The 25657-nt window shown below is 37.2% G+C and carries 29 protein-coding genes and 1 pseudogene; 13 read left to right on the forward strand and 17 right to left on the reverse strand.

The window, feature by feature from the left end; genetic code table 11:
- Positions 1-74: 74 nt before the first annotated feature.
- Positions 75-674 (forward strand): Hsp20 family protein, encoded by a 600-nt coding sequence (locus ACKI2P_RS04205; RefSeq protein WP_407375307.1) that lies wholly within the window; start codon positions 75-77, stop codon positions 672-674.
- A 103-nt stretch (positions 675-777) separates the two neighbouring features.
- On the opposite strand, the gene ACKI2P_RS04210 is transcribed toward ACKI2P_RS04205, so the two are convergent.
- Complete coding sequence (locus ACKI2P_RS04210) at positions 778-1788, reverse strand: SIS domain-containing protein (RefSeq protein WP_407375309.1); 1011 nt, start codon at positions 1786-1788, stop codon at positions 778-780.
- A gap of 82 nt (positions 1789-1870) precedes the next feature.
- On the opposite strand from ACKI2P_RS04210, the gene ACKI2P_RS04215 reads away from it, so the two are divergent.
- The gene (locus tag ACKI2P_RS04215; RefSeq protein WP_407375311.1) at positions 1871-2497 is read left to right on the forward strand and encodes a DUF447 domain-containing protein; all 627 of its coding nucleotides are present in this window, start codon (positions 1871-1873) and stop codon (positions 2495-2497) included.
- Here the strand turns inward: ACKI2P_RS04215 and ade are convergent.
- From ade to ACKI2P_RS04245, 6 genes are all read right to left on the reverse strand, one after another.
- A complete protein-coding gene (gene ade / locus ACKI2P_RS04220; RefSeq protein ID WP_407375372.1) occupies positions 2494-4209 on the reverse strand; it encodes an adenine deaminase in 1716 nt (571 codons plus the stop codon). The two genes, ACKI2P_RS04215 and ade, sit on opposite strands and share 4 nt — an antisense overlap.
- 4 nt (positions 4210-4213) lie before the next feature.
- Positions 4214-5434 carry a TIGR00300 family protein gene (locus tag ACKI2P_RS04225; protein ID WP_407375313.1) on the reverse strand — a complete coding sequence of 407 codons (1221 nt, stop codon included), beginning with the start codon at positions 5432-5434 and terminating at the stop codon, positions 4214-4216.
- Positions 5435-5549: 115 nt separating this feature from the next.
- A complete protein-coding gene (locus ACKI2P_RS04230; RefSeq protein ID WP_407375315.1) occupies positions 5550-6047 on the reverse strand; it encodes a hypothetical protein in 498 nt (165 codons plus the stop codon).
- Positions 6048-6169: 122 nt separating this feature from the next.
- The gene (locus tag ACKI2P_RS04235) at positions 6170-6475 is read right to left on the reverse strand and encodes a hypothetical protein (RefSeq protein WP_407375317.1); all 306 of its coding nucleotides are present in this window, start codon (positions 6473-6475) and stop codon (positions 6170-6172) included.
- An 8-nt stretch (positions 6476-6483) separates the two neighbouring features.
- Positions 6484-6966 carry a hypothetical protein gene (locus tag ACKI2P_RS04240; protein ID WP_407375319.1) on the reverse strand — a complete coding sequence of 161 codons (483 nt, stop codon included), beginning with the start codon at positions 6964-6966 and terminating at the stop codon, positions 6484-6486.
- A 27-nt stretch (positions 6967-6993) separates the two neighbouring features.
- On the reverse strand, positions 6994-7455 hold the full coding sequence (locus ACKI2P_RS04245; protein ID WP_407375321.1) for a hypothetical protein: 462 nt from the start codon (positions 7453-7455) through the stop codon (positions 6994-6996).
- A 118-nt stretch (positions 7456-7573) separates the two neighbouring features.
- Here ACKI2P_RS04245 and ACKI2P_RS04250 point away from each other — a divergent pair, with 118 nt between their 5' ends.
- Positions 7574-7852, forward strand: coding sequence for a winged helix-turn-helix domain-containing protein (locus tag ACKI2P_RS04250; RefSeq protein ID WP_407375322.1), 279 nt, complete (start codon positions 7574-7576; stop codon positions 7850-7852).
- 2 nt (positions 7853-7854) lie between these two features.
- On the opposite strand, the gene ACKI2P_RS04255 is transcribed toward ACKI2P_RS04250, so the two are convergent.
- From ACKI2P_RS04255 to ACKI2P_RS04270, 4 genes are all read right to left on the reverse strand, one after another.
- Positions 7855-8676, reverse strand: a complete 822-nt coding sequence (locus ACKI2P_RS04255) for a 4Fe-4S binding protein (RefSeq protein ID WP_407375324.1) — start codon at positions 8674-8676, stop codon at positions 7855-7857.
- A 1-nt stretch (position 8677) separates the two neighbouring features.
- Positions 8678-9544, reverse strand: a complete 867-nt coding sequence (gene speB / locus ACKI2P_RS04260; RefSeq protein ID WP_407375326.1) for an agmatinase — start codon at positions 9542-9544, stop codon at positions 8678-8680.
- 34 nt (positions 9545-9578) lie between these two features.
- Complete coding sequence (locus tag ACKI2P_RS04265; RefSeq protein WP_407375328.1) at positions 9579-9977, reverse strand: translation initiation factor IF-5A; 399 nt, start codon at positions 9975-9977, stop codon at positions 9579-9581.
- A 100-nt stretch (positions 9978-10077) separates the two neighbouring features.
- The gene (locus tag ACKI2P_RS04270) at positions 10078-10431 is read right to left on the reverse strand and encodes a hypothetical protein (protein ID WP_407375330.1); all 354 of its coding nucleotides are present in this window, start codon (positions 10429-10431) and stop codon (positions 10078-10080) included.
- 83 nt (positions 10432-10514) lie between these two features.
- On the opposite strand from ACKI2P_RS04270, the gene ACKI2P_RS04275 reads away from it, so the two are divergent.
- The 9 genes from ACKI2P_RS04275 (at position 10515) to ACKI2P_RS04315 (ending at position 20324) form a co-directional block, all read left to right on the forward strand.
- Positions 10515-10976, forward strand: coding sequence for a pyruvoyl-dependent arginine decarboxylase (locus ACKI2P_RS04275; protein ID WP_407375332.1), 462 nt, complete (start codon positions 10515-10517; stop codon positions 10974-10976).
- A gap of 64 nt (positions 10977-11040) precedes the next feature.
- Positions 11041-12897 carry a bifunctional NADP phosphatase/NAD kinase gene (locus tag ACKI2P_RS04280; protein ID WP_407375334.1) on the forward strand — a complete coding sequence of 619 codons (1857 nt, stop codon included), beginning with the start codon at positions 11041-11043 and terminating at the stop codon, positions 12895-12897.
- On the forward strand, positions 12885-14315 hold the full coding sequence (gene cfbE / locus ACKI2P_RS04285; RefSeq protein ID WP_407375336.1) for a coenzyme F430 synthase: 1431 nt from the start codon (positions 12885-12887) through the stop codon (positions 14313-14315). Before ACKI2P_RS04280 ends, cfbE begins: the two co-directional genes overlap by 13 nt.
- Positions 14316-14448: 133 nt before the next feature.
- Positions 14449-15318, forward strand: a complete 870-nt coding sequence (hemC, locus tag ACKI2P_RS04290) for a hydroxymethylbilane synthase (protein WP_407375338.1) — start codon at positions 14449-14451, stop codon at positions 15316-15318.
- Positions 15319-15332: 14 nt separating this feature from the next.
- The gene (locus ACKI2P_RS04295) at positions 15333-16286 is read left to right on the forward strand and encodes a Gfo/Idh/MocA family oxidoreductase (RefSeq protein WP_407375340.1); all 954 of its coding nucleotides are present in this window, start codon (positions 15333-15335) and stop codon (positions 16284-16286) included.
- A 12-nt stretch (positions 16287-16298) separates the two neighbouring features.
- Complete coding sequence (locus ACKI2P_RS04300) at positions 16299-16910, forward strand: orotate phosphoribosyltransferase-like protein (protein WP_407375342.1); 612 nt, start codon at positions 16299-16301, stop codon at positions 16908-16910.
- Between the two features lie 154 nt (positions 16911-17064).
- Positions 17065-19005: a cation:proton antiporter gene (locus ACKI2P_RS04305; RefSeq protein ID WP_407375344.1), complete on the forward strand. Its 1941-nt coding sequence runs from the start codon at positions 17065-17067 to the stop codon at positions 19003-19005.
- Positions 19006-19043: 38 nt separating this feature from the next.
- Positions 19044-19394 carry an HIRAN domain-containing protein gene (locus ACKI2P_RS04310; RefSeq protein WP_407375345.1) on the forward strand — a complete coding sequence of 117 codons (351 nt, stop codon included), beginning with the start codon at positions 19044-19046 and terminating at the stop codon, positions 19392-19394.
- A complete protein-coding gene (locus tag ACKI2P_RS04315) occupies positions 19395-20324 on the forward strand; it encodes an ARPP-1 family domain-containing protein (RefSeq protein ID WP_407375347.1) in 930 nt (309 codons plus the stop codon).
- Positions 20325-20337: 13 nt separating this feature from the next.
- On the opposite strand, the gene ACKI2P_RS04320 is transcribed toward ACKI2P_RS04315, so the two are convergent.
- From ACKI2P_RS04320 to mtrA, 4 genes and pseudogenes are all read right to left on the reverse strand, one after another.
- On the reverse strand, positions 20338-22014 hold the full coding sequence (locus ACKI2P_RS04320; RefSeq protein WP_407375349.1) for an N-6 DNA methylase: 1677 nt from the start codon (positions 22012-22014) through the stop codon (positions 20338-20340).
- Positions 22011-22577, reverse strand: a complete 567-nt coding sequence (locus ACKI2P_RS04325; protein ID WP_407375351.1) for a hypothetical protein — start codon at positions 22575-22577, stop codon at positions 22011-22013. Before ACKI2P_RS04325 ends, ACKI2P_RS04320 begins: the two co-directional genes overlap by 4 nt.
- A gap of 194 nt (positions 22578-22771) precedes the next feature.
- The gene (locus tag ACKI2P_RS04330) at positions 22772-23119 is read right to left on the reverse strand and encodes a hypothetical protein (RefSeq protein WP_407375353.1); all 348 of its coding nucleotides are present in this window, start codon (positions 23117-23119) and stop codon (positions 22772-22774) included.
- Between the two features lie 433 nt (positions 23120-23552).
- Positions 23553-24068: pseudogene (gene mtrA / locus ACKI2P_RS04335) on the reverse strand (tetrahydromethanopterin S-methyltransferase subunit A); the annotation flags it as partial.
- 162 nt (positions 24069-24230) lie between these two features.
- Between mtrA and ACKI2P_RS04340 the strand changes: the two are divergent.
- Positions 24231-24755 (forward strand): phosphatase PAP2 family protein, encoded by a 525-nt coding sequence (locus ACKI2P_RS04340; RefSeq protein WP_407375355.1) that lies wholly within the window; start codon positions 24231-24233, stop codon positions 24753-24755.
- Here the strand turns inward: ACKI2P_RS04340 and ACKI2P_RS04345 are convergent.
- Positions 24744-25034 (reverse strand): hypothetical protein, encoded by a 291-nt coding sequence (locus ACKI2P_RS04345; protein WP_407375357.1) that lies wholly within the window; start codon positions 25032-25034, stop codon positions 24744-24746. The two genes, ACKI2P_RS04340 and ACKI2P_RS04345, sit on opposite strands and share 12 nt — an antisense overlap.
- Before the next feature lie 74 nt (positions 25035-25108).
- The gene (locus ACKI2P_RS04350) at positions 25109-25627 is read right to left on the reverse strand and encodes a nitroreductase family protein (protein ID WP_407375359.1); all 519 of its coding nucleotides are present in this window, start codon (positions 25625-25627) and stop codon (positions 25109-25111) included.
- Positions 25628-25657 lie beyond the last annotated feature (30 nt).

Raw genomic sequence — 25657 nt, forward strand, 5'->3', positions numbered from 1 at the left:
TAGAAAACTTTATATAGTAACAAAAAGTAAATAAAACATGTTAAATGAAATTTCATCATAGGAGTGTGAAAACTATGGTAGATTCAGAAACAATTGATACTAAAATTTCAGATAAAAAAGAAGAATTTGATGAAAAAGTCGAAGATGCAAAAGAAGCATTCGACTCTGCAAAAGATGAAGCAAAAGAAACTTTTGAAGATAAAAAAGAAAAAAGCAAAAATATTGCAGACAATGTGATTAACGACTTATCAAAAACCATTGATGATTTTAAAGAAAGTCTTAAAAGCATGCAAAAAAATGCAGATCAAAAATATCAAGATTACAAAAAATCAACCGTTCAAACCTTAGACATTGACCTTATTGAAACCAAAGACAACTACTACATGAAAGTAGCTGTACCAGGTGCTGCCAAAAAGGACATCTCAATTGAAGCGGGTGACAACGACATTACTATCGAAACCACATTTATCCCATACATTGAAGAATTCGATGCTGAAAAAGAAGAAGAACTCGAAGTAATCGTCTCTTCAATCAAATCAGGAAGATGTGTAAAAACCGTCAGATTTGAAAACAGTCTTGATATTGAAAACATCAAAGCAAAATTCGCAAGAGGAATCGTTACTATAACCATTCCAAAATTGATCATACCAAAACATAAAGTCAAAGTAGAATAAACATTCTACTTATCTTTTCTCTTTTTTTGAGTCCGTAAAATTTTATAGACTTATCTAATTTTTCATCAATAAAAAAAATATTGAATGCAGTAAAACTACATTATTAATATCTTACTTTTCCGATGTGTCTTGTTGCACCAGGATCTTCATCGTTGAAGTGTGCAAGGTAATATACAAACCATTCAAGTGGAATCACAAGAATAAACGGAGACAATAGCTTATCCACATCAGCATAATCTTTTAAGTCATAGAGTATTGTTTTTGCTTCAAGGTTTTCACAAAAGTCTATTGCTTTTTGTGTAATCTCATCGGACTCGAAATCAGATCTAAGAATTATAACCGGAACATCCTTTTCTGCCCTTTCAATCAGACCGTGTCTGAACTCGGCAGCATATTCAGGACATGCATGCTTGATTGCACCTTCCATAAGCATTGTCATTGCCAGTTTGTAGGCAAGACCGAAGTTAGGACCGCTTCCAAGACAGTAGAATAAATCTTCTGAAGCATATTTTTCAGCCAATTTTTTATTGTCCTCTTCTGTAGTGTCCAGTAATTTTTCAATCATGTCCGGCATCTGGGACAATTCTGATAATAGTTCATCCCTGTTTTCATAATCTGATGCCTTAAATAAAATCTGATATAAGCTTGCAAGCTGAGTAATGTAGGTTTTGGTTCCTAAAATTGCTGTTTCAGTTTCGCACCTGGTTGCAATTGGAGTTTTAGCTTCTTTTATCATTGAGCTTTCAGGTTCATTTGAAATAGAAACAGTGTGGATGCCATATTCGTTGGCTTTTCTTAAAGCAGCTAATGTATCTGCAGTTTCACCTGACTGTGAGGTGAATATTGCAAGTGAGTTTTCATTTTCTATCAGTTTTTTGTTATAGTAAAATTCATAACCAGCATACACTTCAATATCGATATTAGTACTTGACATCCTTATTGCGTCACGTACACTGTAACATGTAGAAATAGAACTTCCACAACCTATTAAATAAACTTTATCGACTTCGGAAACTTTTTTGGAAACCTCATCCATTACGGAAAGTTCACTTTCAAAAGTCCTTCTAAGTGAATCTGGTTGTTCCATCATTTCATCATACATTTTATATTTCATGCTTAAAACTCCTTAAAATTAAATAATATCAATAATATATTGTTATTTAATATTATAAAAATGTTTTTTAAAAATGGTTATCATGAAAATTGATTTATCTTTAATCGGAATGGAAAAAGGAAGACAATACGAGACAATTATTACGACAAAAAATTGTGACAACACATACAATGCCGCACCGATTGGCGTTATATGTTCAGCACCGGACAGAATCGTGAACCGTATCTTCAAGGGAAGCCACACCCTCGACAACATAATCCGTGAACGAGAGTTTATCGTAAACATAACCCATGATGTTGAAGTGTTTACAATTTCAACCATCGAAAACCTGCCCCAGGACTATTTTGGAGATGGAGGAACACTTAAATGTGGCGATGCCTTTTTCAAATGTGAAGTCATATCCCTTAAGGAAGCAGTAAAGCAAAGCGATCCGATTAAAAAGAAGGACGAAGCAATCGTCATCAAGGCACAGGTAACTGAACTTGTCATAAAAAACAACACCAAAGCGTTCAACCGGGGCTTCAGCTATGTAGTTGAAACCCTTGCCAATTTTACACGCTTCGATTTGGCGGATGATAATAAAAAAGAGGATTATATAAATAAGTTCAGGGAAGCCTATAGGGTTACAAGAAAAGTCGGAACAGCAGATGACAAAAAGGCCATGACCATTATAAAAAAAGAACTGGAAAATAGGGGATATGAACCCTAATTTCTAACAACATCTATAAATTCAAATGAATCACCATCAAACAGACCCAAATCTGAGATTTTGATTGATGGAATTACCAAAAGCGCCATGAATGCCATTGTCATGAACGGCGCCTCGATTTTACAGCCTAAAACATCAACCATATTGTGCAGGGTTTCCAGTTTACGGGCAACAACATGGGCCTCCTCATTACTCATAAGCCCTGCAATAGGAAGAGACAATGAGTCTGTGAAATCTTCACTGACAACTGAAATTCCTCCCTTATCGTCAATGACTCTGTTGACGGCTTCAGCCATACTTTCTGAATTATAACCTATTACTATAATATTGTGAGAGTCATGAGCTATTGAAGATGCAATAGCACCTTTTTTAAGACCGAAACCTTTAATGAACGCATTTGCAATCTTGTTTCCACCGTAACGTTCCACAACAGCAATTTTCAATACATCCTGGAAGATATCGGATTGGATTTTACCGTCCTTTGTTTTAAGTTTTGCAGTTGCCTTTTCAGTTAACAGTTCTCCGTCAAAGCATTCGATGACATTGACTTCAGCTTCATCCCCATCATAATAAATATCAAAATCTTCAGCAGTTTTTTTGGAGGTATTGACTGAATTGGAAGCATCAATTTCAGGGGCATCAAACAATACGTTTTCCCCATCGAATACACATTTACCTCCGATATATGTTTTTAAAATATTCAACTCAGATAAAGAATCTACAATAACATAATCTGCTCTTGCCCCTTCCACAATCGCTCCGCAATTTAAATTGTAATGATATGCAGGATTGATTGTGACCATACGAAGAGCCTGAATTATATCAATGCCCAGTTCAACTGCTTTTAATACAGATACATTCAGATGCCCTTTGATTAAATCTTCGGGATGCTTGTCATCACTGACGATAAAATCAAAAAGTGGAGAGAAAATTCTTTCATTGAATATCTCATGATAAACCATTCCAAGCGCATCAGGATTTTCTACCAAATTTCTACCCCTCTCCAAATCAAAAAGAGCTTCCATATTTAGGGCAGATGATCCGTCACGTACCATAATTTTCATGCCTTTCATCTTTTTTTCGATGACTTCCAAAAGATTACTGCATTCGTGGTCAGTTATTATACCCCCAGCAATGTATTTATCCAAATTTTCACGAGTAAGTAATGGGGCGTGACCGTCAATAGGTTTGCCGTACTGTTTTGCCAATGACAGTTTGCTTAAAACTTCCTCATCACCATTGATTACACCAGGATAATTCATCATTTCTCCAAGAGCAACAATTTCATCCTTTTTAAGCAGATATTCAATTTCAGGAGAGTTTAAAATAGCTCCAGAAGTTTCAAATGGAGTTGCCGGAACACAGGATGGTGCTGTGAAAAAGAAATTAAATGGTACGGCTTTTGAATTCTCAATCATTGCTTCAACACCGCCAACACCCAACACATTGGCTATTTCGTGAGGATCACATACCACACCAGTAGTTCCATGGCGAACAGCAACCCTTGCAAATTGAGCTGGAGTCAGCATACTGCTTTCAATATGAATATGAGAATCAATGAATCCTGGAATCATTAATCCCTTAATATCCAACCTTGTTCGCTCATTAATTAAAATCGGTTCAATATTTGTATAGACACCATCTTCAATTGTAATCCTTGCAGGATAAACGGAATTTGAAACTACATCAAGAATAAAAGATGTGAATGCCATATTATCATTCCTCATGTAAAGCCCTATATAAAAGTGGCAGGAATGTACCGATATCAGTAACAATACCTACAACTTGAGCGCTTCCTCTGTCAGACAGTTTGGTAACTGTGGAAGGATTGATATCTACACAGATACTTTTTACCCTTGAAGGAAGCAAATTACCTGTTGCGATTGAGTGAAGCATAGTTGAAATCATAAGAACCATGTCAAGTTCCTGAGCATATTTTCTCATGACCTTTTGAGCCTCAATCACATCAGTCATCACATCTGGAAGAGGTCCGTCATCACGAATGGAACCTGCCAGAACATATGGAACATTATTTTTAACGCATTCATACATTATTCCCCCAGTAAGGGTTCCGTCTTCGACAGCCTGCTGGATGGAACCTGAATTGTTAATTCTGTTGATTGCTCTCATGTGGTGAGTGTGGCCGTGAGCTACAATCTTACCTGTTTCAACTTCAATTCCAAGGGAAGTTCCGAAAAGGTTGGATTCAATATCGTGAGTTGCCAGTGCATTTCCGGCCATGATGACATCAATGTAGCCTTCCCGAATAAGAGAAGCCAAATATTTGCCTGAACCGGTGTGAACAATAGCCGGCCCTCCGACAATACCGATTTTTCCACCTTTATCCTTTATTTCCTTCATTTCTTTTGCAATACCATTAATCAGATTCATCAATGGCTTTTCTGAGGAAACTTCACTGTTCATGAATTCGAACACCTGCTGTTCGTTTCTTGACCTGTGAGGTGGTGTTACCCTAACTCCGTCAAGACCTACGACAATTTTATCTCCTGCCTTAATCTCGGCAATAGGTTTCACATATGCTCTTGGAACACTCTCATCAACGACGACCAGACAGTCCATTTCGATTTCTTCAACCTTGATCCAGTTTCCTCCATAGTAAATATGAGTAGTGTGATTGGATGATGAATAAAAACCTTCAGGAGCAACTTTATCCTTAGTTGATGCAACCAGATTGACTTCCTTTATTTCATCTATTGATGCACCAAGAACGGACAGTTCATCCAATATGGAATTTAACAGTTCGGGAGAATCTGCTGAAACTTCAATCTTTGCATGACTGACATCTGATTTTTTTCGTCCAACATCAATTTCCAATATGTCAAATTCTCCCCCTTTGTCCATGATTATGCCCATTGTTCTGGTTAAGGTCAATGAGTCAATAATATGGCCTGAAAGGTGTATTATTCTCTTATTCATAATATTTTTGCTCCATTTCGTTAATATAATAATTTATGTTTTATGTAATATTTATTATTATTGAAAAATTGGAATACTGATTGAAAATGAAGCATCAAAAAAATTAAAAAAAAAGTTAAGTGTTTGAAAACTTGATGCTGTTTGCATACTGTGTCAGTTCATTCATGTTTTCACCGCCCAGGAAAACCACTTCATTGCCGTTGGTTTTTCCAACCAGGAAAAATGGAATGCCACACATTTCCTTGTCGTTCTGCAATATGATTAAATCATCATTCTGATTAATCTGATATGAATATGTTGTTGTCAAATCTCCCAGAGCATGTTCCAATACGTCTGTTTCGTTATCTGCAAGAACAGATTCATTGTAGTAGTATATATTAATATCTCCCTTGCGGAAATTGCCGTCGGAGTTGTTGTTTATGTATTCACAAACAGAACCCAGACTTCCGTTTGACTGGGAAGGAACATAGACCTCACCCAAATGAACTGTCATGTTGAATGAACCGCCAAAATTTTGAGTGTCATACGGTTCATCAGTTGCAAAAGCAAATGATCCCAAAGCAAGGACTGCAATGACGGCAACCAGAAATATTGTAAAGATTTTTTTACCCATAAAATCGCCTCTTTCAATATATTCTATATTTAAAACAGCAATTTAAATATTTTTGGTGACTATTGCAATGAAAAAAAAATAATATTAGAATCATGAAAATATGATTCCAATTCAAAAATAAGCTAATTAAAATTTGCCTGAATCACTTTACCTATGAATCCGCCAAACACTCCCAAAATAATAAACAGTATTATGACATAAAATGCCCCTGTTAAAATACCACTGATTATACCTACGATTGCACCGTAAATCAATGCATATTTGGTTGAAAGATCAGTTGAAAATCCTGAAACCGCAGAACCGACCACTACACCCAACATAGACACATATCCTCCAGTAAACATGCCTATGATAAAGAAAAGGACTGATACGACCAATCCCTTGATAATCGGTACAAATTCAATGTTATTCGAAATATCTTCTGTCATGGAACACCTCACTTGATAATTTCACTGATTAGCTTGTCATGCTGCATTCCTTCTTCATCATAAACCCACGGAACATCCATTACGACATATTTTCCACCATCAATGTAGCAATATCCATATCTAAGACCGGGACCCATCGCTCCATATCCGTTCTTTCCGTCAATTGTCTCCTGCTTATATCCTTTCTGTTTAAAATAATCATACATTGCAGACTCATCTTTGGTAAAATCAACTACTGAAATTCTAATGAATTCATGATTTTTAGTGTTTTTAAAGGTATACTCTTCAAAATCTGTATCAGTATCAAGACTATCTTTAGTTACTTCATCAAAACCGTCAGGTATGTGAAAACTAACCCCATTAACAGTAAAATCATTACCTCCACCAGTTATCAGTGACATTAATCCTAAAATAATGATAATTGCAACCAATATGCCCACTATCAATTTAAAACTAATGTCAAAATCTCCAATTTTAATAATATCACCCAAAAAATAAAATAAAGAAAAATATTATTTTTAAAATGTTATTGTATCTGCATATTCTTTAAGTAAAGTTTCGTTAGTTCCACCAAGCAAAACAGTTTTTGACTGATCATCAGACATTTTTGCTACACCAACAGAAGCTTTCCCATCTAATGACTGAGTCATTTGGTCAGTGAAATTGAAGGTACCGACTCCATTTAGAGCTTCAAACTGAGTTATATTGCCGTCTGATGCATACATTACAGCATCATTTAAATCATTTTCATAGAAAAATACGAATATTGTTTCATTAGCATTTTTATAGGCGATTCTGGATTGCAATAAACTTGAAAAATTATTTCCAACATCAATGCTTGTGAAATTATCACTGCCGTCCACTTTCATTTTAAATAAACCGTTGAAATCCTGTTCTTTTGTCAAATCGGCAGCACATACACTAGCAATAGATATTGCTGCCACTAAGACAATCAACAATGTTAAAATTTTCTTTGTCATAAAAAAACCTCCATGTTTTGTAATATTAATTATTTTAAACACAACATATAAATATTGCTATTAGCATGCTAATATCATATAGATATCTACTATATAGCTAAAGACCAAATTTAAAATCATGAGCAAAAAAGATGATATGAGCATTATATCCTTACTGGCAAGATCTAAAAAAAGGGTCAAAGTGCTTAAATCACTTGAAAATGAAGATAAAATTCCATCAAAAATCAGCAAGGATATTGATGACAACAGTAATCATGTCTCAAAATATCTTAAAACATTAAAGGATGCTGAGCTTGTGGAATGTCTTAACGAAGAAGACAAAAGATACAGATTCTACAGCATCACCGACAAGGGAAAATATTACCTTGACAAGGTAGAAAAAGATTATAATGACTGAATTTATATTTTAACTGCATCTTTAGGGCAATTTCTAACGCATTCCATGCAGAGTATGCATTCCGTTCCGTTCTCTCTTGAGCGGGCATTATCCAGCAAGTTGACATTCATCGGACATTTTTTTACACAGGCTCCGCAATCGATACACTTATTTTCATCAACATTCACCCTTATCAATGAAAAATAACTGGTCGGTTTTAAAAATACAGTTATTGGACACACATATTTACAGAATGCCCTGTTGTCCTTAAGGAAATATGCAAGAGCAATTCCAATTGCATAATATACAACATTTCCTAAAATAAACATGTAGAATATAATCAGATCCAAATTAACCACTTTCAATACAAATAACACAACGACAGCTACCAATATCATGGCAAAAAAGACATATCTGAAGTATTCCCAATTTTTTCTTGGATTTTGTGGAATCCTATAAGGAAGCAAATCAAGCACCATCGCTATCCAACATGCATATCCGCACCATCCTCGACCAAATAAGAACGGTCCTGCGATTTTAGCAATTAAAAAGTGTATAACAGCAGCTTCAAAAACCCCTAAAAACAGATAATACCAAAATCCACTCATGAGCATATTTTCATGACCCAACAGAGCCACATAAAACAGGATATAAGACCCGACTGCTACAAGAATCACATTTCTTGCATAGCGATTTCCTCTGGCCATTAGAAAGAGTCCAATTGCAATTGCGGTTCCAATATATAAAAAATTGAATATGAAAAACGTGTTCGAAGTTGCAAAATATATCAAAAAGGCAATGGCTATAAAAATTATTTCCATAACAATGGGTGCTTTGATATCCATCTTAATCAACTAAAGTTAAAAAATCATAAATAATTTTTGCCGCAACAACTGCTGTAGTATCTCCCAGTCTGTCGCATGCGGTTTCAACAACATCCAATCCAACTATATTCTTGCGGGCCAAAGCCTGAATTATTGTTTCAATTTCAGATATGTACAGTCCGCCAGGAGTCGGATTTCCAACGCTTGGAGCGATTGAAGGGTCTATCACATCCATATCGATTGAAATGTATATCGGCCCGTCTATGTTTGCAAGATAATACTCGATTGCATCCATATGCTTGTGGGCGTCCTTATTTTTAAAAGTTTGAATGTCATATGTTGACTTGACGTAATCCTCTTCGTCCTGTGATGATGATCTGATTCCAATCTGAACCAGGTTAACACCCATCTCATGAACCCTTCTCATTACTGTCGCATGGGAGTATTTCTCACCTACAAAATCGAATGCAAGGTCTCTGTGGGCATCGAGATGAACTACTGTAAGCTTTTCATATTTTTCGCATAGTGCCCTGACCGCACCGATGGTGGCTGAGTGTTCGCCTCCGATGATAAGCGGTTTCAGATTCAATTCATAAAGTTCATTGACGGTATCTTCAATGATGCTGCAGGTTTTCTCACAGTTTCCTGGAACGACATTTACATCACCGAAATCATAAAAAGAAGCTGTCAAATCCTTGTTAAAAGTAGTATTGTATTTTTCGAAACCAAATGATGCTTCACGCACAACAATTGGTCCTAAACGTGCACCGGAGTGATAAGAAGTAGTGCTGTCAAAGGGAACTCCGATTATTCCAAATGAATTTTCTTTGATATCCTCATTTTCTTTTGAAAATGCAAATTTCCATGGTTCGTATGTATTTAAAAGCATAATTTTACAAAAAGGAAAATAATAATGAGAGAATCTAGTTAGATCCTCTGATTCTCATTATTTTCATGTTTCCTAAAGCAACAATGTATTCTACTTCAATACCTTCTACCATAGAGTCTTTTAAGTCTTCAGGCATTGGTAAGTCAATGGTATCGTAGTTTTCCATATCCATGATTTGAACCATGTCGCCTTGGATTGAAATAACTTGTCCTAATCTTTTGTCAATTATAGGAATATCAGTTTTACTGTCTACAGGTTTTACAAGACTTCTTTTTTGGCCATCGAATACACCGATAGCTTCGATTCTTGCTTTTGCAGCTCCATGTTTACCAGGGGATGAAGTTGAGTAACTTACGATTTTACAAGCTTCTCCTCCTAAAACGATATATTTTCCAACTTTTAATGTTTTAATTTCTACAACTTTTGTTGACATTAATTTTCCTCCATAATTAAAAAACCGGTTTTTAATCTTATAATAAGCATTATTATTAGATTACTATTAACTATATTTCCTATTTTATATAAACTATTCGCTACAATGTGGCATTGTTATAGGAGTATAATATCAGAGAAAGTGCTGCCAAAATCAGGATAACGATAACCCACACAATTATAAATACCTTTTTGATATCCTTTTCGCCTTTAACCCAATATTTTTCCCCTTTTTTATCGCTTTTATGTTTTTTTGTGTTTTTATAGAAATCGTCATTTCGCAGATAATTGTAAAATGCCTTGGTTATGAAATAAAAGATTAAAACAAAAAATACTCCTAAAACAGGGATTTGATTTCCCCCGAAAAATACGATTACTGAAATTGATGCAATGAGCATCATCAATAAAAATAAACAGCCTGAAATTGCAATCGACAAATACTTATTCAAAATCATTAGGTACACCTAAATTTATATTGTACTTCATTGTTTAAATATATATTTAACATGAAAAACAATAATATTAAATTAGTGATATAATGAAAATAGCTATTGTAAGTGGAAAAGATGAAGGGCCGACAAAGTTGAATGCATTTGACAACGCCCTAAGCGATGCAGGCATAGGTGATGTGAACCTGATTAAAGTATCAAGCATGCTTGGGCGTAAAACAAAAATTGAAACCCTGCCAACACTCAAACCGGGCGCAATGGTAAACTGCGTTCTTTCAGAGGTCACTTCAGACAAACCCGGCGAAACAATCACTGCCGTAGTGGCTGTAGCTATTGGAGATGAATTGGGCTGTGTTGTTGAAACATGCGGCCGTGGGGAAAATCCGAATGATTTAACCTCCAAAGCGCAGAATATGGTTGAATACATGATGGAAAAGCGCGGGGTTGAAATAAAAGACCTTATTATCAAAAGCTCCACAACCACGGTCGAAAGCATTGCATCAGTTGTTGCAAGCGTGGTTTATCTAAAAGAAGACATTATTGACGAATAAACAAAAAACTTTAACAAACTTAAATATTGCAAAATCAAAAATCATAAAAAAAGAGGTGGAACTAATGGATGCACAGGATAAAAAAATGGCAACAGACCTTGCTTATGAAATTATTAGGGAAGTAAGTAGAGCAACCAGACCTTATTTTGGTACTGAAGCAGCAGGCGAAACCGTTAAAATCGGTGCTGACGGGACTCCAACCTCATTTATCGATGTTATCGCTGAAGACAAGGTAATCAGTATCCTGAAGGAGGCTCCAGTATACTCCTACATCGTAAGTGAAGAAGTAGGAGAGCTGAGATTAGGTAAAGGCAGAAAGATAAGCGTGTCCCTTACACAGGAACTTAGAAACAATGATCTGCCTGAAGAGGAAAGGCCAAAATTCATATTTCTGGTCGACCCTATTGACGGAACAACAAATGCTGTTAAGGAAATACCTGCTTTTGCAATTTCACTGGCCGTTGCAAGCGTTCCGGAAGGAAGACTTGCCACATTGAATGATGTGGAACTGGCATTTTTAAGCAATCTTGCAACAGGTAACTTCTTTGAAGCCGAAAAGGGAAAAGGATGCTGGCTAAACAATGAACAGGTACATCCAAGTGACGAAGTGAAAATAAGCAACATGACACTTGGTGGTTTTACCAAAAGCGGAACAATCGAAGCATCAAAACTGGTCGACAATGCAAGAAGGATGAGAGTTATGGGAAGCGTGGTTCTTGAGCTTTCCTATGTCGCAAGCGGAAGATACGATGCGTTTCTGGACCTCAGGGGAAGCAGAATCATAGATATAGCTGCGGCCAAACTGATTTTGGAAGAAGCCGGAGGAATAATAACCGACAAGTATGGTGAAAAACTCAACAACAAGCTGAGCATACACGAAAAAACAATTGTTGTAGCTGCAAACAACAGGATTCTTCACAAACAGATGATTGACATTCTAAACGACAATCAGACAGATTTGATTGGAAAAATAGGAATTGTGGGAAGAATTGATCAGGTCCGCCCTGTATTGCTTTCAGCAAAAATTGTCGATTATCTTTTAACCAACGGCCGTGAAGTGATTATCGAAAAGAGGCTGGCCAAAAAGATAACAGAACTTAAGGAAAATCCTGAACGTGACAAGATTATCAAAAGAATCAAGAAAAACCATCCGAACATGGTCGATTTACTGGGCGAAATAAACTTCGACATCAACTTCGATGCGCTTTCAAGAAACATATATGATTTCAACTGCGACATGGCAGTTATTCTGGGCGGGGACGGTACACTGCTTCGTGCCGAAGCCAAGATGAAACCTGAAATTCCTGTATTTGGAATCAACATGGGAACAGTCGGATTTTTAACAGACACCGAAGTGGAAGATACCTTCGACGCACTTGATGAAATTCTAAAGGGAGAATACTACAAGGAAAAACGGACAAGGCTTGTTGTATCTCACGAAAACAACCACTATTCCGCAATCAATGAAGTGGTTATCATGACCAACCAGACCGCCAAGATGCTTAACTTCCAGATAAAGGTTGACGGAGAAATCATTGATGAAGTGAGAGCCGACGGTTTGATTATTTCCACTCCGAGCGGTTCCACAGCTTATGCCATGTCTGCGGGAGGACCTATTATGGATCCGAAAGTCGGAGGATTCATCATCATTCCGATTTGTCCATACAAGCTTGCGGCAAGACCGTTCATTGTTTCTGACAATAGTGAAATCACTGTCAAGCTCCTCAAGAAAGGTAAAAGTGCAGTATTTGTTATGGACGGACAGCGCAATGAAGAAGCGGAATATGAAGAGGAAATCAAATTCAAAAAATCCGAAAAGGACGTTTACTTCATCAGAACTTCAAGCAAATACTTCTACAAGAAGGTTAAGGACAAACTTAGCGAAGGCGGCATAAGCGATTATGACAGGTGCATAAATTGAGGAATCTGGTAATTGACTTGACGCACGGAGGCGTGAAGATATCCTCCAGCCTGGCCAAAAAAGGCTTTGATGTGCTTGCATATGACATCTATGGCACCTTAAAACCTATAGACAGAAAGATACTTGAAGAAACAAATGTTAGAATAATTAAGGATCTGGGCGATTTGAGAGATTTGGAAGGTGATTTGAAGGTCATCTATCCAATTCACCTCCCAATGACACCAGATGAAATTGCAGCCAACAATCCAAATTTGAATTACTATTTTTTAACCCATCATGAGGCTGTTTTAGAAATTTTAGAAGGATGGGGCAAGGACATTCCCAAAGTAGAAATAACCGGAGTAAAGGGAAAGACAAGCTGTGCATTTATGCTGAAAGAGATTCTGATTGATTTAAATCCGCTTATTCTATCAAGCCTTGGTGCAATACTGTATGAAGACCGCAGAGAAATAATGCTTAAAAGAAACATTTCAATAACACCTGCAAATATTGCTGAAACCGTTGATTTGGCCTATAAAATTGCAAATCCAGTATGCGAGATTGCGGAAGGCATCAAAAAAAGTGAAAACCTGAAAAAATATTCATCGGCAATTTTCGAATCATCACTTGGCGTGAGCGGAATAGGTGATGTTGGACTTTTGACAAACATTTCTGAAAACTATCCGATTGCAAAACAGAAAAGCAGTGCCAGTGAAGCTAAAAGACAGATTTTCAGATGCAATACTGTAGCGATAAATAAGGAAAGCTTTGATGAGTACTATTCAGATATGACACATCCGAAAATCAATACGTTTTCCATTGAAGACACTGCAGCAAACCTGTATGTTGAAAACGTAAGCTATTCCTTGGATAAAACCGAAATTGGAATAAAATACAGAAATGTTAAAACCATAAAAGGCAATGTGAAAAATGGAGAAATAACCGTCAAAACATTTGCGCCCGGCCCGCACCATGTAAGCAACACCTTGGGAGTTGTTTTAACCGCCATTTGCTTAGAAATTGATGAAGACAAAATTATCGAGGGATTGGATAATTTTAGTGGAATTACTGGAAGGACCAATAAAAGAAGTAACGGAGACCTTGTTATAATTGAGGAGATTAATCCTGGAATAAATACCGACGCAATAAAACAGTCCATCAACATGATTGATAATTTGGAGGATTATTATATCGCTGTCGGCGGAGATTACGGAATTACATGTGAAGAAATAGATGAAGACAAGGTTAGCCAATATCTGGATACTCTCGACTGTAGAATCATCCTTACAGGGCATCTTGGCGCTTCACTAGTCAGTAAAGTAACCCGCAAACTTGATTTGGTTAAAAACTATGAAAACGTTTATGATCTGGCTGCAAAAGACAACAAAAATCTTCTTTTCATTTATCGTTCAGATTACAGAAAACTTTCACAGAGATAAATTCAACTGTTTTTTTCGTAAAAATTGAAACATTTAATAATTAATAATTGTAAAGATTAATAATGTAGAACTAGAAAATATATTCTAGTAATAATTAATTTTTCTAGAAAGAAAAATTTGGAGATTAAAATACATGATTGTTGGAACCAGAGGAAGTCAATTGGCTCTCGCTCAGACAAAGCAGGTTTGCAGTGACTTGTCAAGGATAACCAAAGAACCTATTGATATAGAAATTATTAAAACCAAAGGAGATAAAATAACTACTTCCCAACTTTACAATATGGATTCAAAAGGACTTTTTACCAAGGAATTGGATATTGCACTTTTGGAAGAAGAAGTTGATTTTACCGTACACAGTTTTAAAGACCTGCCAACCGAACTTGACGAGGATTTAAAAATCGTTGCAGTTCCAAAACGTGAATCTCCACATGAAGTTCTTATTTCACACAAGAAGTGGTATGAGCTGGGACCTGGATCCAAGCTTGGAACCAGCAGCCTTAGAAGAGAAGCTTTCTGCAATCACTACGAAAAGGAATTTGAACTCAAACCTATTCGAGGAAATATCGAAACCAGAATTCAAAAAGCCTTGAACAGTGATTTGGACGCTACAATAATGGCAGAAGCCGGACTTAAAAGGTTGAATCTTACCAAATACATCAAAGATGTATTTCCATTGGATTACATTACCCCACCGGCAGGTCAGGGCGCACTGGCCATCATTACCCGTAAGGACTGTGAATTCAATAAGACTCTGGAAAAATTAAATGATTATATCTCAATGCAGGAAGTGCTTGCTGAGAAAAAAGTGCTTGAAGAGCTTGGAGTTGGCTGTCAATGGCCAATCGGAGCGATTGCACGTATGAATGATAAAGAATTTAATGTTTATTCAATATTATTGACTAAAGAAGGAGAAATCCTTAAAAAGCAAAATGAAAAAGGTTCTATAAGGGATGCGCTTGAACTTGGCAGGCGTATAGGGGAACTTTTTACAGATTATGTATAATCGGAGGAATTGATGTGAAAACCGTTAAAGTAGGAGTTATCGGAGTAGGAGCTATGGGTGAAAACCATGTCCGTGTATATCACAAGATGGAAGAAGCAGATTTAGTGGCCGTTTCCGACGTCAGTGAAAGAGCGCTCAAAAAAATAGAGAAAAAATATGGCGCCAAAGGATATACAGACTATTGCGAACTACTCAGGAACCCAGAAATTGAAGCCGTAAGTATATGTGTACCGACTACTTTCCACCATGCAGTAGTTATGGAAGCCATCAAGGCTAAAAAGCACATATTAGTTGAAAAACCAATTGCTTTTACATTAAAAGAAGCAGAGGAAATGATTTCTGCTGCTAAAGAAGCAGGAGTAATTCTGGCAACTGGACATGTAGAGCGGTTTAATCCTGCAGTTCAAAAGGCTAAAGAACTTATTGATGATGGAGTTATTGGTGATGTCGTATCTGCTTTTGCAAAAAGAGTAGGACCACTCCCACCAAGAATCAAAGATGTTGGTGTTTCAATAGATTTGGCTATTCACGATTTAGATATAATGAATTATCTGTTTGAAGAGGATGTCACTCAGGTTTATGGTACCATGAACAGTAGCTTTGACGATTCTGAATTTGAAGACCATGCAGAGATAATGGTAAACTTCGACAATGAATCAACCGGAATTATTGAGGTTAACTGGCTGACACCATACAAACGCAGAGAGCTTGAACTTACCGGTACAGCAGGTATCATTTCTGTTGACTATATCAAGCAAAGTATTGAAGTATACGGTAAGTTTGCACAGGACATTCAAATCAAACATGAAGAACCATTGAAAGGAGAATTGAAATCCTTCTTGAATGCTGTTGTTAATGACCTTGAACCTGAAATTACTGGTGAAGATGGACTTAAAGCTCTTAAAATGGTTATTGCAGCTAACAGATCTTCTAAAGAACATAAACCAATTAGTTTTGAGGAGTTATAAATAGGTGATATTGTGAAACAAAAATTAATTCAAAGGGCACAAGAACTTAGACAACGCGGATTTACAACTGGTGAAATTGCTGACGAGCTTAATGTAAGTATGGATACTGCCAGATGGTTGACCCTTCAAAAAGCAGAAGCTCCAAAAGCAGAAGCTCCAGTGGACTTTGCAATTAATTGGAAAAGCATCGGTGGAAACTCAAACCGTTTAAGTCATGTTTCAGGTGCTTTAAGCGATATGGCCTTAACACACGGCGAACCTGAAGCTGTTTGTGGAATTGCTGTAAGTGGTATCCCATTTGCAACTGTAATGACTGAGTTTTTAGAAGATATGACTGGTCTTGAAACTTCCCTTGCTATTTTCCACCCACCTAAACACAGAAACGATGTTTCTGAAAGCGATGACAAAGGTACCATCAGTACCAACTTCGGAACTGTCGAAGGCAAAAAGGTTGTCATTGTTGATGACGTAATTACAAGTGGAAAAACCGCACGTGAAGTAATCCACACAATCAAGGATTTAGGTGGAGAACCTACCTGTGTCACTGTACTGATTGACAAGGCAGGCCTTTCAGAAATTGAAGGAATTCCTGTTGAATCCTTAATTAAAGTTAGTAGATTATAAATCTACTACAACCATTATTTTTTTCCACCCAAACAAACCATCAAAAACCACATCAGTTAAACGAAATTCATTTAGAAAGTATCTAAAAGATAGTGATACTTATTTTAAAAAAAATTAATGTAAAAAATATTTTATATACGATATAGAGGAAAACATGGATATTTCACTACTTCAAAACATGTCAATGATTTTAATTACGGCAGTAATTGTACTTCTGATATTCAACAAACTTAAATTGCCTACAATGATAGGTCTTTTTATAACTGGAATCGTTTTAGGCCATGTCATCAACAACACGGCAATGATATCAAGCCTTTCAGAACTTGGAGTGATCTTTCTTCTCTTCATCATAGGTCTTGAATTTTCAGCAGAGAAATTTTCAGCCATACGAAGATATGCGATTGTTGGAGGGATTCTTCAGGTAGTCCTTACAACAGCACTGATAAGCATTTTGGGCCTGACCATGGGATTTGGTTTAAGCAGTTCAATATTTTTCGGATTTCTGGTTGCTTTTTCATCAACTGCTATAGTAATGAAAGTCATGCAGCAAAAGCGTATCACACACTCAGTTCAGGGAAGAGTTACACTGGGAATTCTGATATTCCAGGACATAGCAGTAATTGTAGTTTTGCTTTTAACACCCCTTTTGGCCGGCCAGACAATTGAACTGCAGACATTGCCGGAACTGGCAGTGAAGTTCATCGGCCTTGTGCTTTTGATAATCATAGGAGCCAAATGGTTCATCCCCCTGGCGCTGAGGGATGCAGCCAAAACAAAAAACAGGGATCTGTTCCTGCTATTGACACTGTTTATATGTATGGGAACAACATTTGCAACAAGCCTGATTGGAATAGGACCTGAACTGGGCGCATTTATTGCAGGCCTTTTAATATCCAATACAGAATATTCCCATCAGACATTTGGATATATACAGCCGTTTCAGGACGTGTTCATGAGCCTGTTTTTCATCAGTATAGGACTGATGGTTAATCTGCACCTGTTTTTGGCAAACATTGGAATAATCATTGGACTTACCGCCATAATCCTTGTGATAAACTTCACAGCAACCATGATAACAGGAATGGCTCTGAAATTGCCGTCAAAAGTTTCAATAAGTATGGCAATACTTTTAAGCCAAATCGGAGAATTTTCATTTGTTCTGGCTCGTGAAGGTATGGGATACGGTCTCATAACCCAGGAGTTTTTCTCTGTCTTTCTGGGAGTAAGCATCCTGACAATGTCCTCCACGCCGTTTCTGGAAAAGCTTACACCAAAGATTACCGCTGCCCTTTCAAGGTTCGGATACTTCGCAGTCGACACAGAACTTAAAACACTGCCTGAAGAAATAGAAGATGCCGGCGAAATCAAAGACCACGTCATCCTGGTGGGTATGGGCAGCAACGCAAAACAGATGGCTAAAGCCTGTGGCCAGTACGGCATACCATACAGAATTGTGGATATGAACCCAACAATTGTCGAAAACCAGCAGGCACTGGGCCTTCCGATAATATACGGCAAATCATCCAATGAAAGTGTCCTGAGAGAGCTCAACATCACAACGGCACAGTGCATAGTCATATCCGCCTCAACATATGACGAAACCCTCAAGACAATCGATGCTGCAAGGCGCCTTAATCCCGACATACACATCATAGTACGTACACATTATCTCAAAAACATAGATGAAGTCTATGAAGCCGGAGCAGACGAGGTCATTCCGAAAGAGTTCGAAACAAGTATCATGATGTTTACCCGAATCATGGATTACTACAACAAGGATGCGGATGAGATAAGCGATGCCGTAAACGACCTGAGATCAGACAACTACGATGCATTCAGAAACGTGACTGCAGAAGACATCACATCATATCTGAACTACAAGTACACCGATTTGGAAATAGATTCCTTGAGAGTGAGTAAAAATACCCATCTTGATGATTTTCCTTTTGAAGAGAATAGTCTAAAGGTTACAGGAGTTGTGAGAGGAGAAGACACATTTATTGAAGTCGGAAATGATTTTAAATTCCTTGAAGATGATTTGATACTGTTTATCGGCCATCGGGAAAACATTGACAACTTTTTTAACAACCTTTAAATACTAGAAAAAACACAATATATACACAAGGTGATAAAATGTATATAACAATCCAATCCTTTGACAAACTTCATGGATCAAAACCATTGAAACTGGACGGAATAGTGAAACTTGTTAAAGAACCATCCAACAAATACGATACAGAAGCAATAGCCTGCGAAATGAGACACTTCGGAAAAATAGGATACGTCTCAAACAGCGTCAACACAGTCATTAAGGGCTGCATGAGCGCAGGAAGAGTATACGACAAGATTGACGAAGACTACTTTGCAAAAATCAAATTCATTGCAGGTTCAAACGCAATAGCAAAAATACTCACACTTGACGAGTACGAAGAGGAACTGAAAAATCCCGAAAGCGACATTCACTACCTTCTGGAAGGTGATTAGATGATTGAAATTGACGATGTAGAACTTTTGGACTACCAAAGCAAAAACAACTTGACCATAATACCTATCAAGACACCGACAAACTACAAACTGGACTTTTTAACACTCAAAAAAGGATTCGAACTGGGACTTGTCGAAGTCAAGGAACTGGAAAATTCAACAGTAAACACATTAATCGTTAAAAACAAATCCGTAACTCCCCTTCTTTTAATCGAAGGCGAAGAGATTATTGGAGGAGACCAGAACCGTATCGTCAACTCCACCATAGTGATTGCAGGCGAAAGTGAAATGAAGATTCCGGTAAACTGTACCGAACAGGGTCGCTGGGGTTACAAGCACGAATTTAAAGACTCCGACTACATTGCAAATTCCCGTACACGCTTTGCAAAGTCATCCGCAAGGTCACACAATATGGATGAACAGGCGGCGGTTTGGAATTCAGTTAAAGTTCTTGAATCACAAAAGAATTACTACTCACCTACACAGGCAATGTCTGAAAACTATGACAACGCAAAAACAGATTTGAAAGAAACCATTGAAGGTTTTGAAATAGTAAAAGGCCAAACTGGCGTTTTGATTATTATCAATGGTGAAGTGAAAGGCTTTGAAGTGTTTTTCAACCCTGAAATCTACAGACAGTTCCATGAAAAAATCTTAAAAAGCTATCTTATCGACAGCACAGAGAAAAAAGAGGTTTATACCGTCGATACCGAATATGCCAAATCAATAATTTCTGCAGCAATAGAATGCGAATATGCGCAAAAAGACAGTGTAGGTCTTGAAGAATGTTTTGAATTTGCAAACGATGATGGAATCGGTTCACTTTACGCATACAAAGAGGAAGTAGTCCACTGGACATACCTGATTGGAAAGACTGACTTTAATGCAGAAGAATGGAGTGAACATGACGGCGTTAGTGTAACATTATGACCAGATGAATGGGCTAAAACCTCAAGCCCAAATCATCCATCATCATATCTATCTTCTGATTCAATTCCTTAATTCTTGAGGTTATTTCCTTTTTCTCATTTTTTAAATCTTCAAATTTGACAAACTCTCCTTCGAAAGTATCAACATATCTTGAAATAGAAAGATTGAAATTGTTTTTACGTATTTCATCCATACTTACGGCATTTGAAAACCTATCAACGTGCTGGCGTTTTTTATACACATCAACAACCTTGAATAGAGTTTTATCATCAAGCACAAGATTTCTCTTGAACATTCCCGGAATTGCCTTTCTGGACGGTTTGAGGTCAAAGTCATTTGTCATGTCGATGAATACTATATCATCTGATCTTTTGGATTTGTTGAAAACTACAAGGACATCTGATTTTTTCGGCCTTGACAGTTCATCGGGAATGGCGATGACAGCATCGATGCAGTTTTTCTCATATGTCAGAAATTTTCTAAGCTTAGTAAGTGAATTTTTAAAAAGAAAGCTTTGAGCCATTGACAGAACCATAACCCCATAATCATTCAGGCTGTCGAGCAGATGAATCAGAAAGAGATATTCACTGTCATTTAAATCCATGTACTCTTCGCTGAAGTGAATGTTTTGCTCGTCTTTAATTTCCATCTTATCTATAAGTGTTTTTAAGGTGTTTTTGAGCTCCTCATCTTCGGCAAAAGAGGTTTCATCTATGTTTAAAGTGCTGCTCAGCATGTCCTGAAGCTGAATTTCCTTGTTTCTTTTTGCGAGTTCGGCATTCTGAGTTTTGTTTAAACGTTTGATAGTTCTTGAAGTTATAGGTGGAATTTTAGATATTATCACATCAAAAATCTCACGGCCCTGGTTCGGCGCTTCAAATGGAGATGCATAATCAATGGTGATGCCATCCAAATCGAAGAAATTAATGAAAAGCTTCACGATACAAAAACAGTAACTCAACTTATCCTGACATCTTCCATATGCCCTTAAGCCCAGTGTATGATTTCCAACTACACTAATAAGTGATGAAGCATCATTAAGGCACGGATTATAAATGTTTCTGAAGTCATTTCTTGTTGAATTTACAAGTGCCGCCATCATCAGATTCAGATAGTCCGGATCCTGGTCAATTCGAATCAGTTTCATGTCGCAGAGTGCATCAAAAACATCTTGAAAAGTGAATTCTTCCTCATAGATATCGAGTTTTGAGATTGAATATATGATTTCCTTGACTATAAGATGATTTTCCCCTTCAAATTCAAACTTGTTCAGATTGACTTCACTTTTGACCGCATCAAAAATAAATCTGAAGTATCTTTCATAGTTTGAACCCTCTGCCAGTTCAGTGTGAGCGGTAAACGCCCTGACAAATTCGAATATGAAAAACCTGCCGGAGTATTTTGCGTTCATTATCTCGTCAATGAAAAAGTCAGGTCCTGTGATGAAGTATCCGAACATGTTGTATGCATCCCTCTTGAAATCTTGTTTAACATCTTCATCGGCGAATGCCTCATCAAGAGTCATTTCCTTATCGGCAATTAAATCTGTGAAATAATCCTTGAGAAGATCAGAGCAATATTTGTATAAAAATGCATAGATTATGAGATATGACATGTCTGAGGTTATTTCAAACTGACGTGTCTTTGAGCGAATGTCACGTAGTATCTTATAGTTTCTAAGTTTTCTCATGGCCCTTCCTCCCAAAGTTTGTTTAATATCCCTTCTTTTAGGCGTCTGTCGTATTCAACTACCTTCTGGTCCTCATAGACCTTTTCGTTGATTGTATCCAAAAGACGGCCAAATTTGACCTGAGTGTCATAATCCGGTACGACCAGTTCAAGTTCCTTGATTTGTCTTAAAGATGCATGAGATATCTTTTCTGTGCTTGAAAACTCATATAGCTGTTTTTTAATATGGGCATTGGTAAGCAGGTGAGCTATAAATGAAGGGTCAAATCCCTCTTTAAGGCGTATTATAGCTATCCTGTCGCTTACAACCAGGCCTCCCTGACCAACACAAACTACGTCATACGGATATGGCATTTTCATTAAGATATCCCCAGGTCGGGTAAAATGGTGTGGTTTAAGGTGTGTGGGGATTAGGTTTACCTGTTCAAAATCATCAAAAATTCCGTCCTTTTTAATGGATCTTTGCACTACTACATCAAATTTTTCTCCATCATCGCTCCTGTATCGCCTGTAGGAAAGTCCAGTTTGGATTTCAGCGATATGAGTGAGTTTTACTCTGTTCATGTTTAGCCTCTGGGTATTTTTTTAGGTTCTAAAAAAATTAGAACCTATACCATTGTCCATATTGGATGGTGTTATATACTATCGGACAATGTGGTGGTTGAAATGAGCTGGTGTGAAGTTTGGTTCGGAAGAATATGGTGAGTATTCTTCCCTTTTGACTGCGGATACAGATTTGATTTTTTCAATTTTTCCTCCTATTGGTAAAGGCCACCTACATCGTCAAGAACCGGAGTTTCCTTTATTTCAGCAGGATCAACCTTTTCGGCAGATACTCCACCGATAACACCAATACTTTGGATGTTATCCTTAAGGACTGCTGTTGAAGTGATTCCGGACCCCTGTGGTGAGAGGACAAACAAATCCAGGAACATTTCATCCTCACCTACGATGAACGCAGGTTCGATTGGTTCGGCGGATTTGGTTTGGACCTTGATTAAAATGTGCTTGGCCTCGTTTTCTCCTTCGATTCCGATTTCCTGCCTGATGGTATCATCAAGCATTTTTACTTTGTCGCTCCAGTTGATTGAATGGTTATGGTTCATATTATCACCTACTATTTTTCCACTTACTGTGGTGGCGTTCGACTAACTTTTTTAGAAATAAACTTTCTAAATTAACTGCATTTTTTGAGAGTAAATACAATTGTAATAATAGATTGATTTTCATAGTATATAAACTTAACTATTTTTATTTGTATTTTCTTACAAAATTCAAACTACCATTACGTTGAATAGATATATCTTTGAAGTAGTATATATACTTTTGCTTTTTTTGTGCATATTCTAAAAAAATCAATAAAATGTAAAAGCACACTATCACAAAAAAACCGCCATAATGTTTACGGCATTTCATTAAAAAAAATAAGTTAAACATCCCACAAGGGGAAAAAATTTAAAAAAAATATAAAAAAAGTAGCTGAAATTACGCTTCAGCTTTTTCGTCTTTGTCTTTTTTCTTTTTGGACACTATTACCATTTTCTGATTTTCTTCATCAACTTCCATGACAATAGGATCCGCTTCAACAGCACCGGGGTCCTTTTCTACACATTCGTTGATCTTGGATTGGATTGCGCCGATGTCTTCGGTATCGATTAAATCCACGATTTCCAACTGTTGCTGGAATCTTTCAATACCGTCAAGAGGTACGTTTTCAACGAATGGAATTGCACCGGTAGCACCGATTATTTTCTTTTTGTCAGGGTCTGCACCGTTTTCATGCAGTGCCTTGAAACTTTGACCGGTAATGTGGCCTTGCACTTCAGCACCAGCCAAAATCAAAAATCTGATGTTCGGATTTGATATGATGTTTGCTACTACTTTTTCTATTCCTAGGTTTTCTGTTTTACATGGACCTGCAATAGCTGCACCGGATAATTCAGCTTCAATGTGAGAAGCAAGAGTTGTAACGGCAACAGGACTTTCAGGATCACCTACAATGTAATCACCACTGATTACAGGCCATCCATCAGCAGGAGCTTTCTTATCAGCCATCTTATTTGCCTCCTAACTTTGTTGTTTTAAAGTATATTTTAACTATATTTAAAGTTTATGTTAGTTTTTAGGACAACGCCGGACTGGAAAAAATATAATCCAATGCGACCCACAAGGAGAAGACAGGAATATTTTTTTAACAATGAAAACATATATTACCCCATGGACTGGAACATTGAACTTTTCTATTTCATACATAACGGACTGAAAAACCCTTTCTTTGATATGGTAATGCCCCCATTAACAGACATGGGAGGATTCCTGTCATTGCTTTTGATATGTATCCTGGCAATTTTAATATTCAGATACCTCAAAAAGGACGAATATCTTGAAATAGCAAAAAAATGCCTATACGCTTTAATCATTGCAGGAATAATTGCCGGTGCTTTAAAACTCATTGTTCATCATCCAAGACCCTACGTGGTTCTTGACAATGTAAGGCAACTTGTTATACCTTCAGAACCCAATTCATTTCCTTCAGGACACACTGCATCAACTTTAAGTATAGTGACAGTTTTGGTTGCAACCCTGCGCAAAAATAAAGTGATCGTATGCCTTCTGGTGCTGTTCGGATTTCTGATTGGATTTTCAAGAGTTTATGCCGGAGTTCACTATCCGATGGATGTGGTTGTTGGTGCGGTTGTAGGTATATTAAGTGGCGTTCTCGTGCTGAAGCTAAAAATATAGTTCAGACGGTTTTCCGATGTATTCAAAGTCATCCTTGTTTTTGAGATATTTTACCCCGATGACCTTTTCGTCTGAAAATACGGTTACGACACTCATGCCGTCTTCAACATCGATGACAATGACCTTTCTTTTATCTCCGCTCGGGGCTTCGATTCTGATTATATCATCATTTTGAAGCAGAGTTGGCTCTTCAAACTCAATTCCAATATCTGTTGAATACCAATGTTGAGGCAACTTGACTCTGATTCCTAAATCGTCCAATAAATCTTTTACATGCATTTTAAAAACTCCTTGATTTTAATTTAATTAAGAACCTATTTAAAGATTTTGTCACTTTTCAAGGGTTAAAAAGGTTAAACCATGAAGTGAATCTTGTTCTTGTCGATGTCATCCAAACTGTGGGCTTCAGGAATATCATCAGAATGGCCCAAAGCCAGAATGCCTGCAATCCGGTAGTGTGAATCTACTTTCAATATGTCCCGTACAACCTCTTCGGCATATACTCCATCCTTTTTTCTCATATGAATCTGAACCCAGCAGCTTCCGATGCCCAGATTGGTCGCCATCAGATGCATGTATGTAAGGGCAATGGATGAATCCTCACACCAGGTATCGGCAATCATGGTATCTGCAAGAACAACAATTGCCTTGTCGGCACCTTTAAGAAGTTCTGCACCATGGTCTTTAGCCTCGGCCAGCTCATTTAGAGTTTTTCTGTTTTCAACCACCATGAAGTTGCACGGCTTTCTGTTCATGCTTGTTGGAGCGAGAAGCCCTGCCTGAAGTATCTCATTGAGCTCATCGGTTGTTACCTTTTCATCATTGAATTTGCGGGTTGACCTTCTTTTAAGTAAAACGTCCATGAATTCCATGTTTAAAAATTGTATTTCAAAGTTTAAAAA

The sequence above is a fragment of the Methanobrevibacter sp. genome, assembly GCF_045541095.1.
In the GTDB taxonomy this organism is placed as follows: domain Archaea; phylum Methanobacteriota; class Methanobacteria; order Methanobacteriales; family Methanobacteriaceae; genus Methanocatella.

What these genes read in the sequence shown, in the direction of transcription:
- ACKI2P_RS04205 (WP_407375307.1), top strand. Translation starts at nt 75, where the DNA reads ATGGTAGATTCAGAAACAATTGATACTAAAATTTCAGATAAAAAAGAA.
- ACKI2P_RS04210 (WP_407375309.1), bottom strand. Translation starts at nt 1,788, where the DNA reads ATGAAATATAAAATGTATGATGAAATGATGGAACAACCAGATTCACTT.
- ACKI2P_RS04215 (WP_407375311.1), top strand. Translation starts at nt 1,871, where the DNA reads ATGAAAATTGATTTATCTTTAATCGGAATGGAAAAAGGAAGACAATAC.
- ade (WP_407375372.1), bottom strand. Translation starts at nt 4,209, where the DNA reads ATGGCATTCACATCTTTTATTCTTGATGTAGTTTCAAATTCCGTTTAT.
- ACKI2P_RS04225 (WP_407375313.1), bottom strand. Translation starts at nt 5,434, where the DNA reads ATGAATAAGAGAATAATACACCTTTCAGGCCATATTATTGACTCATTG.
- ACKI2P_RS04230 (WP_407375315.1), bottom strand. Translation starts at nt 6,047, where the DNA reads ATGGGTAAAAAAATCTTTACAATATTTCTGGTTGCCGTCATTGCAGTC.
- ACKI2P_RS04235 (WP_407375317.1), bottom strand. Translation starts at nt 6,475, where the DNA reads ATGACAGAAGATATTTCGAATAACATTGAATTTGTACCGATTATCAAG.
- ACKI2P_RS04245 (WP_407375321.1), bottom strand. Translation starts at nt 7,455, where the DNA reads ATGACAAAGAAAATTTTAACATTGTTGATTGTCTTAGTGGCAGCAATA.
- ACKI2P_RS04250 (WP_407375322.1), top strand. Translation starts at nt 7,574, where the DNA reads ATGAGCAAAAAAGATGATATGAGCATTATATCCTTACTGGCAAGATCT.
- ACKI2P_RS04255 (WP_407375324.1), bottom strand. Translation starts at nt 8,676, where the DNA reads ATGGATATCAAAGCACCCATTGTTATGGAAATAATTTTTATAGCCATT.
- speB (WP_407375326.1), bottom strand. Translation starts at nt 9,544, where the DNA reads ATGCTTTTAAATACATACGAACCATGGAAATTTGCATTTTCAAAAGAA.
- ACKI2P_RS04265 (WP_407375328.1), bottom strand. Translation starts at nt 9,977, where the DNA reads ATGTCAACAAAAGTTGTAGAAATTAAAACATTAAAAGTTGGAAAATAT.
- ACKI2P_RS04270 (WP_407375330.1), bottom strand. Translation starts at nt 10,431, where the DNA reads ATGATTTTGAATAAGTATTTGTCGATTGCAATTTCAGGCTGTTTATTT.
- ACKI2P_RS04275 (WP_407375332.1), top strand. Translation starts at nt 10,515, where the DNA reads ATGAAAATAGCTATTGTAAGTGGAAAAGATGAAGGGCCGACAAAGTTG.
- ACKI2P_RS04280 (WP_407375334.1), top strand. Translation starts at nt 11,041, where the DNA reads ATGGATGCACAGGATAAAAAAATGGCAACAGACCTTGCTTATGAAATT.
- hemC (WP_407375338.1), top strand. Translation starts at nt 14,449, where the DNA reads ATGATTGTTGGAACCAGAGGAAGTCAATTGGCTCTCGCTCAGACAAAG.
- ACKI2P_RS04305 (WP_407375344.1), top strand. Translation starts at nt 17,065, where the DNA reads ATGGATATTTCACTACTTCAAAACATGTCAATGATTTTAATTACGGCA.
- ACKI2P_RS04310 (WP_407375345.1), top strand. Translation starts at nt 19,044, where the DNA reads ATGTATATAACAATCCAATCCTTTGACAAACTTCATGGATCAAAACCA.
- ACKI2P_RS04315 (WP_407375347.1), top strand. Translation starts at nt 19,395, where the DNA reads ATGATTGAAATTGACGATGTAGAACTTTTGGACTACCAAAGCAAAAAC.
- ACKI2P_RS04320 (WP_407375349.1), bottom strand. Translation starts at nt 22,014, where the DNA reads ATGAGAAAACTTAGAAACTATAAGATACTACGTGACATTCGCTCAAAG.
- ACKI2P_RS04325 (WP_407375351.1), bottom strand. Translation starts at nt 22,577, where the DNA reads ATGAACAGAGTAAAACTCACTCATATCGCTGAAATCCAAACTGGACTT.
- ACKI2P_RS04330 (WP_407375353.1), bottom strand. Translation starts at nt 23,119, where the DNA reads ATGAACCATAACCATTCAATCAACTGGAGCGACAAAGTAAAAATGCTT.
- ACKI2P_RS04340 (WP_407375355.1), top strand. Translation starts at nt 24,231, where the DNA reads ATGGACTGGAACATTGAACTTTTCTATTTCATACATAACGGACTGAAA.
- ACKI2P_RS04345 (WP_407375357.1), bottom strand. Translation starts at nt 25,034, where the DNA reads ATGCATGTAAAAGATTTATTGGACGATTTAGGAATCAGAGTCAAGTTG.
- ACKI2P_RS04350 (WP_407375359.1), bottom strand. Translation starts at nt 25,627, where the DNA reads ATGGAATTCATGGACGTTTTACTTAAAAGAAGGTCAACCCGCAAATTC.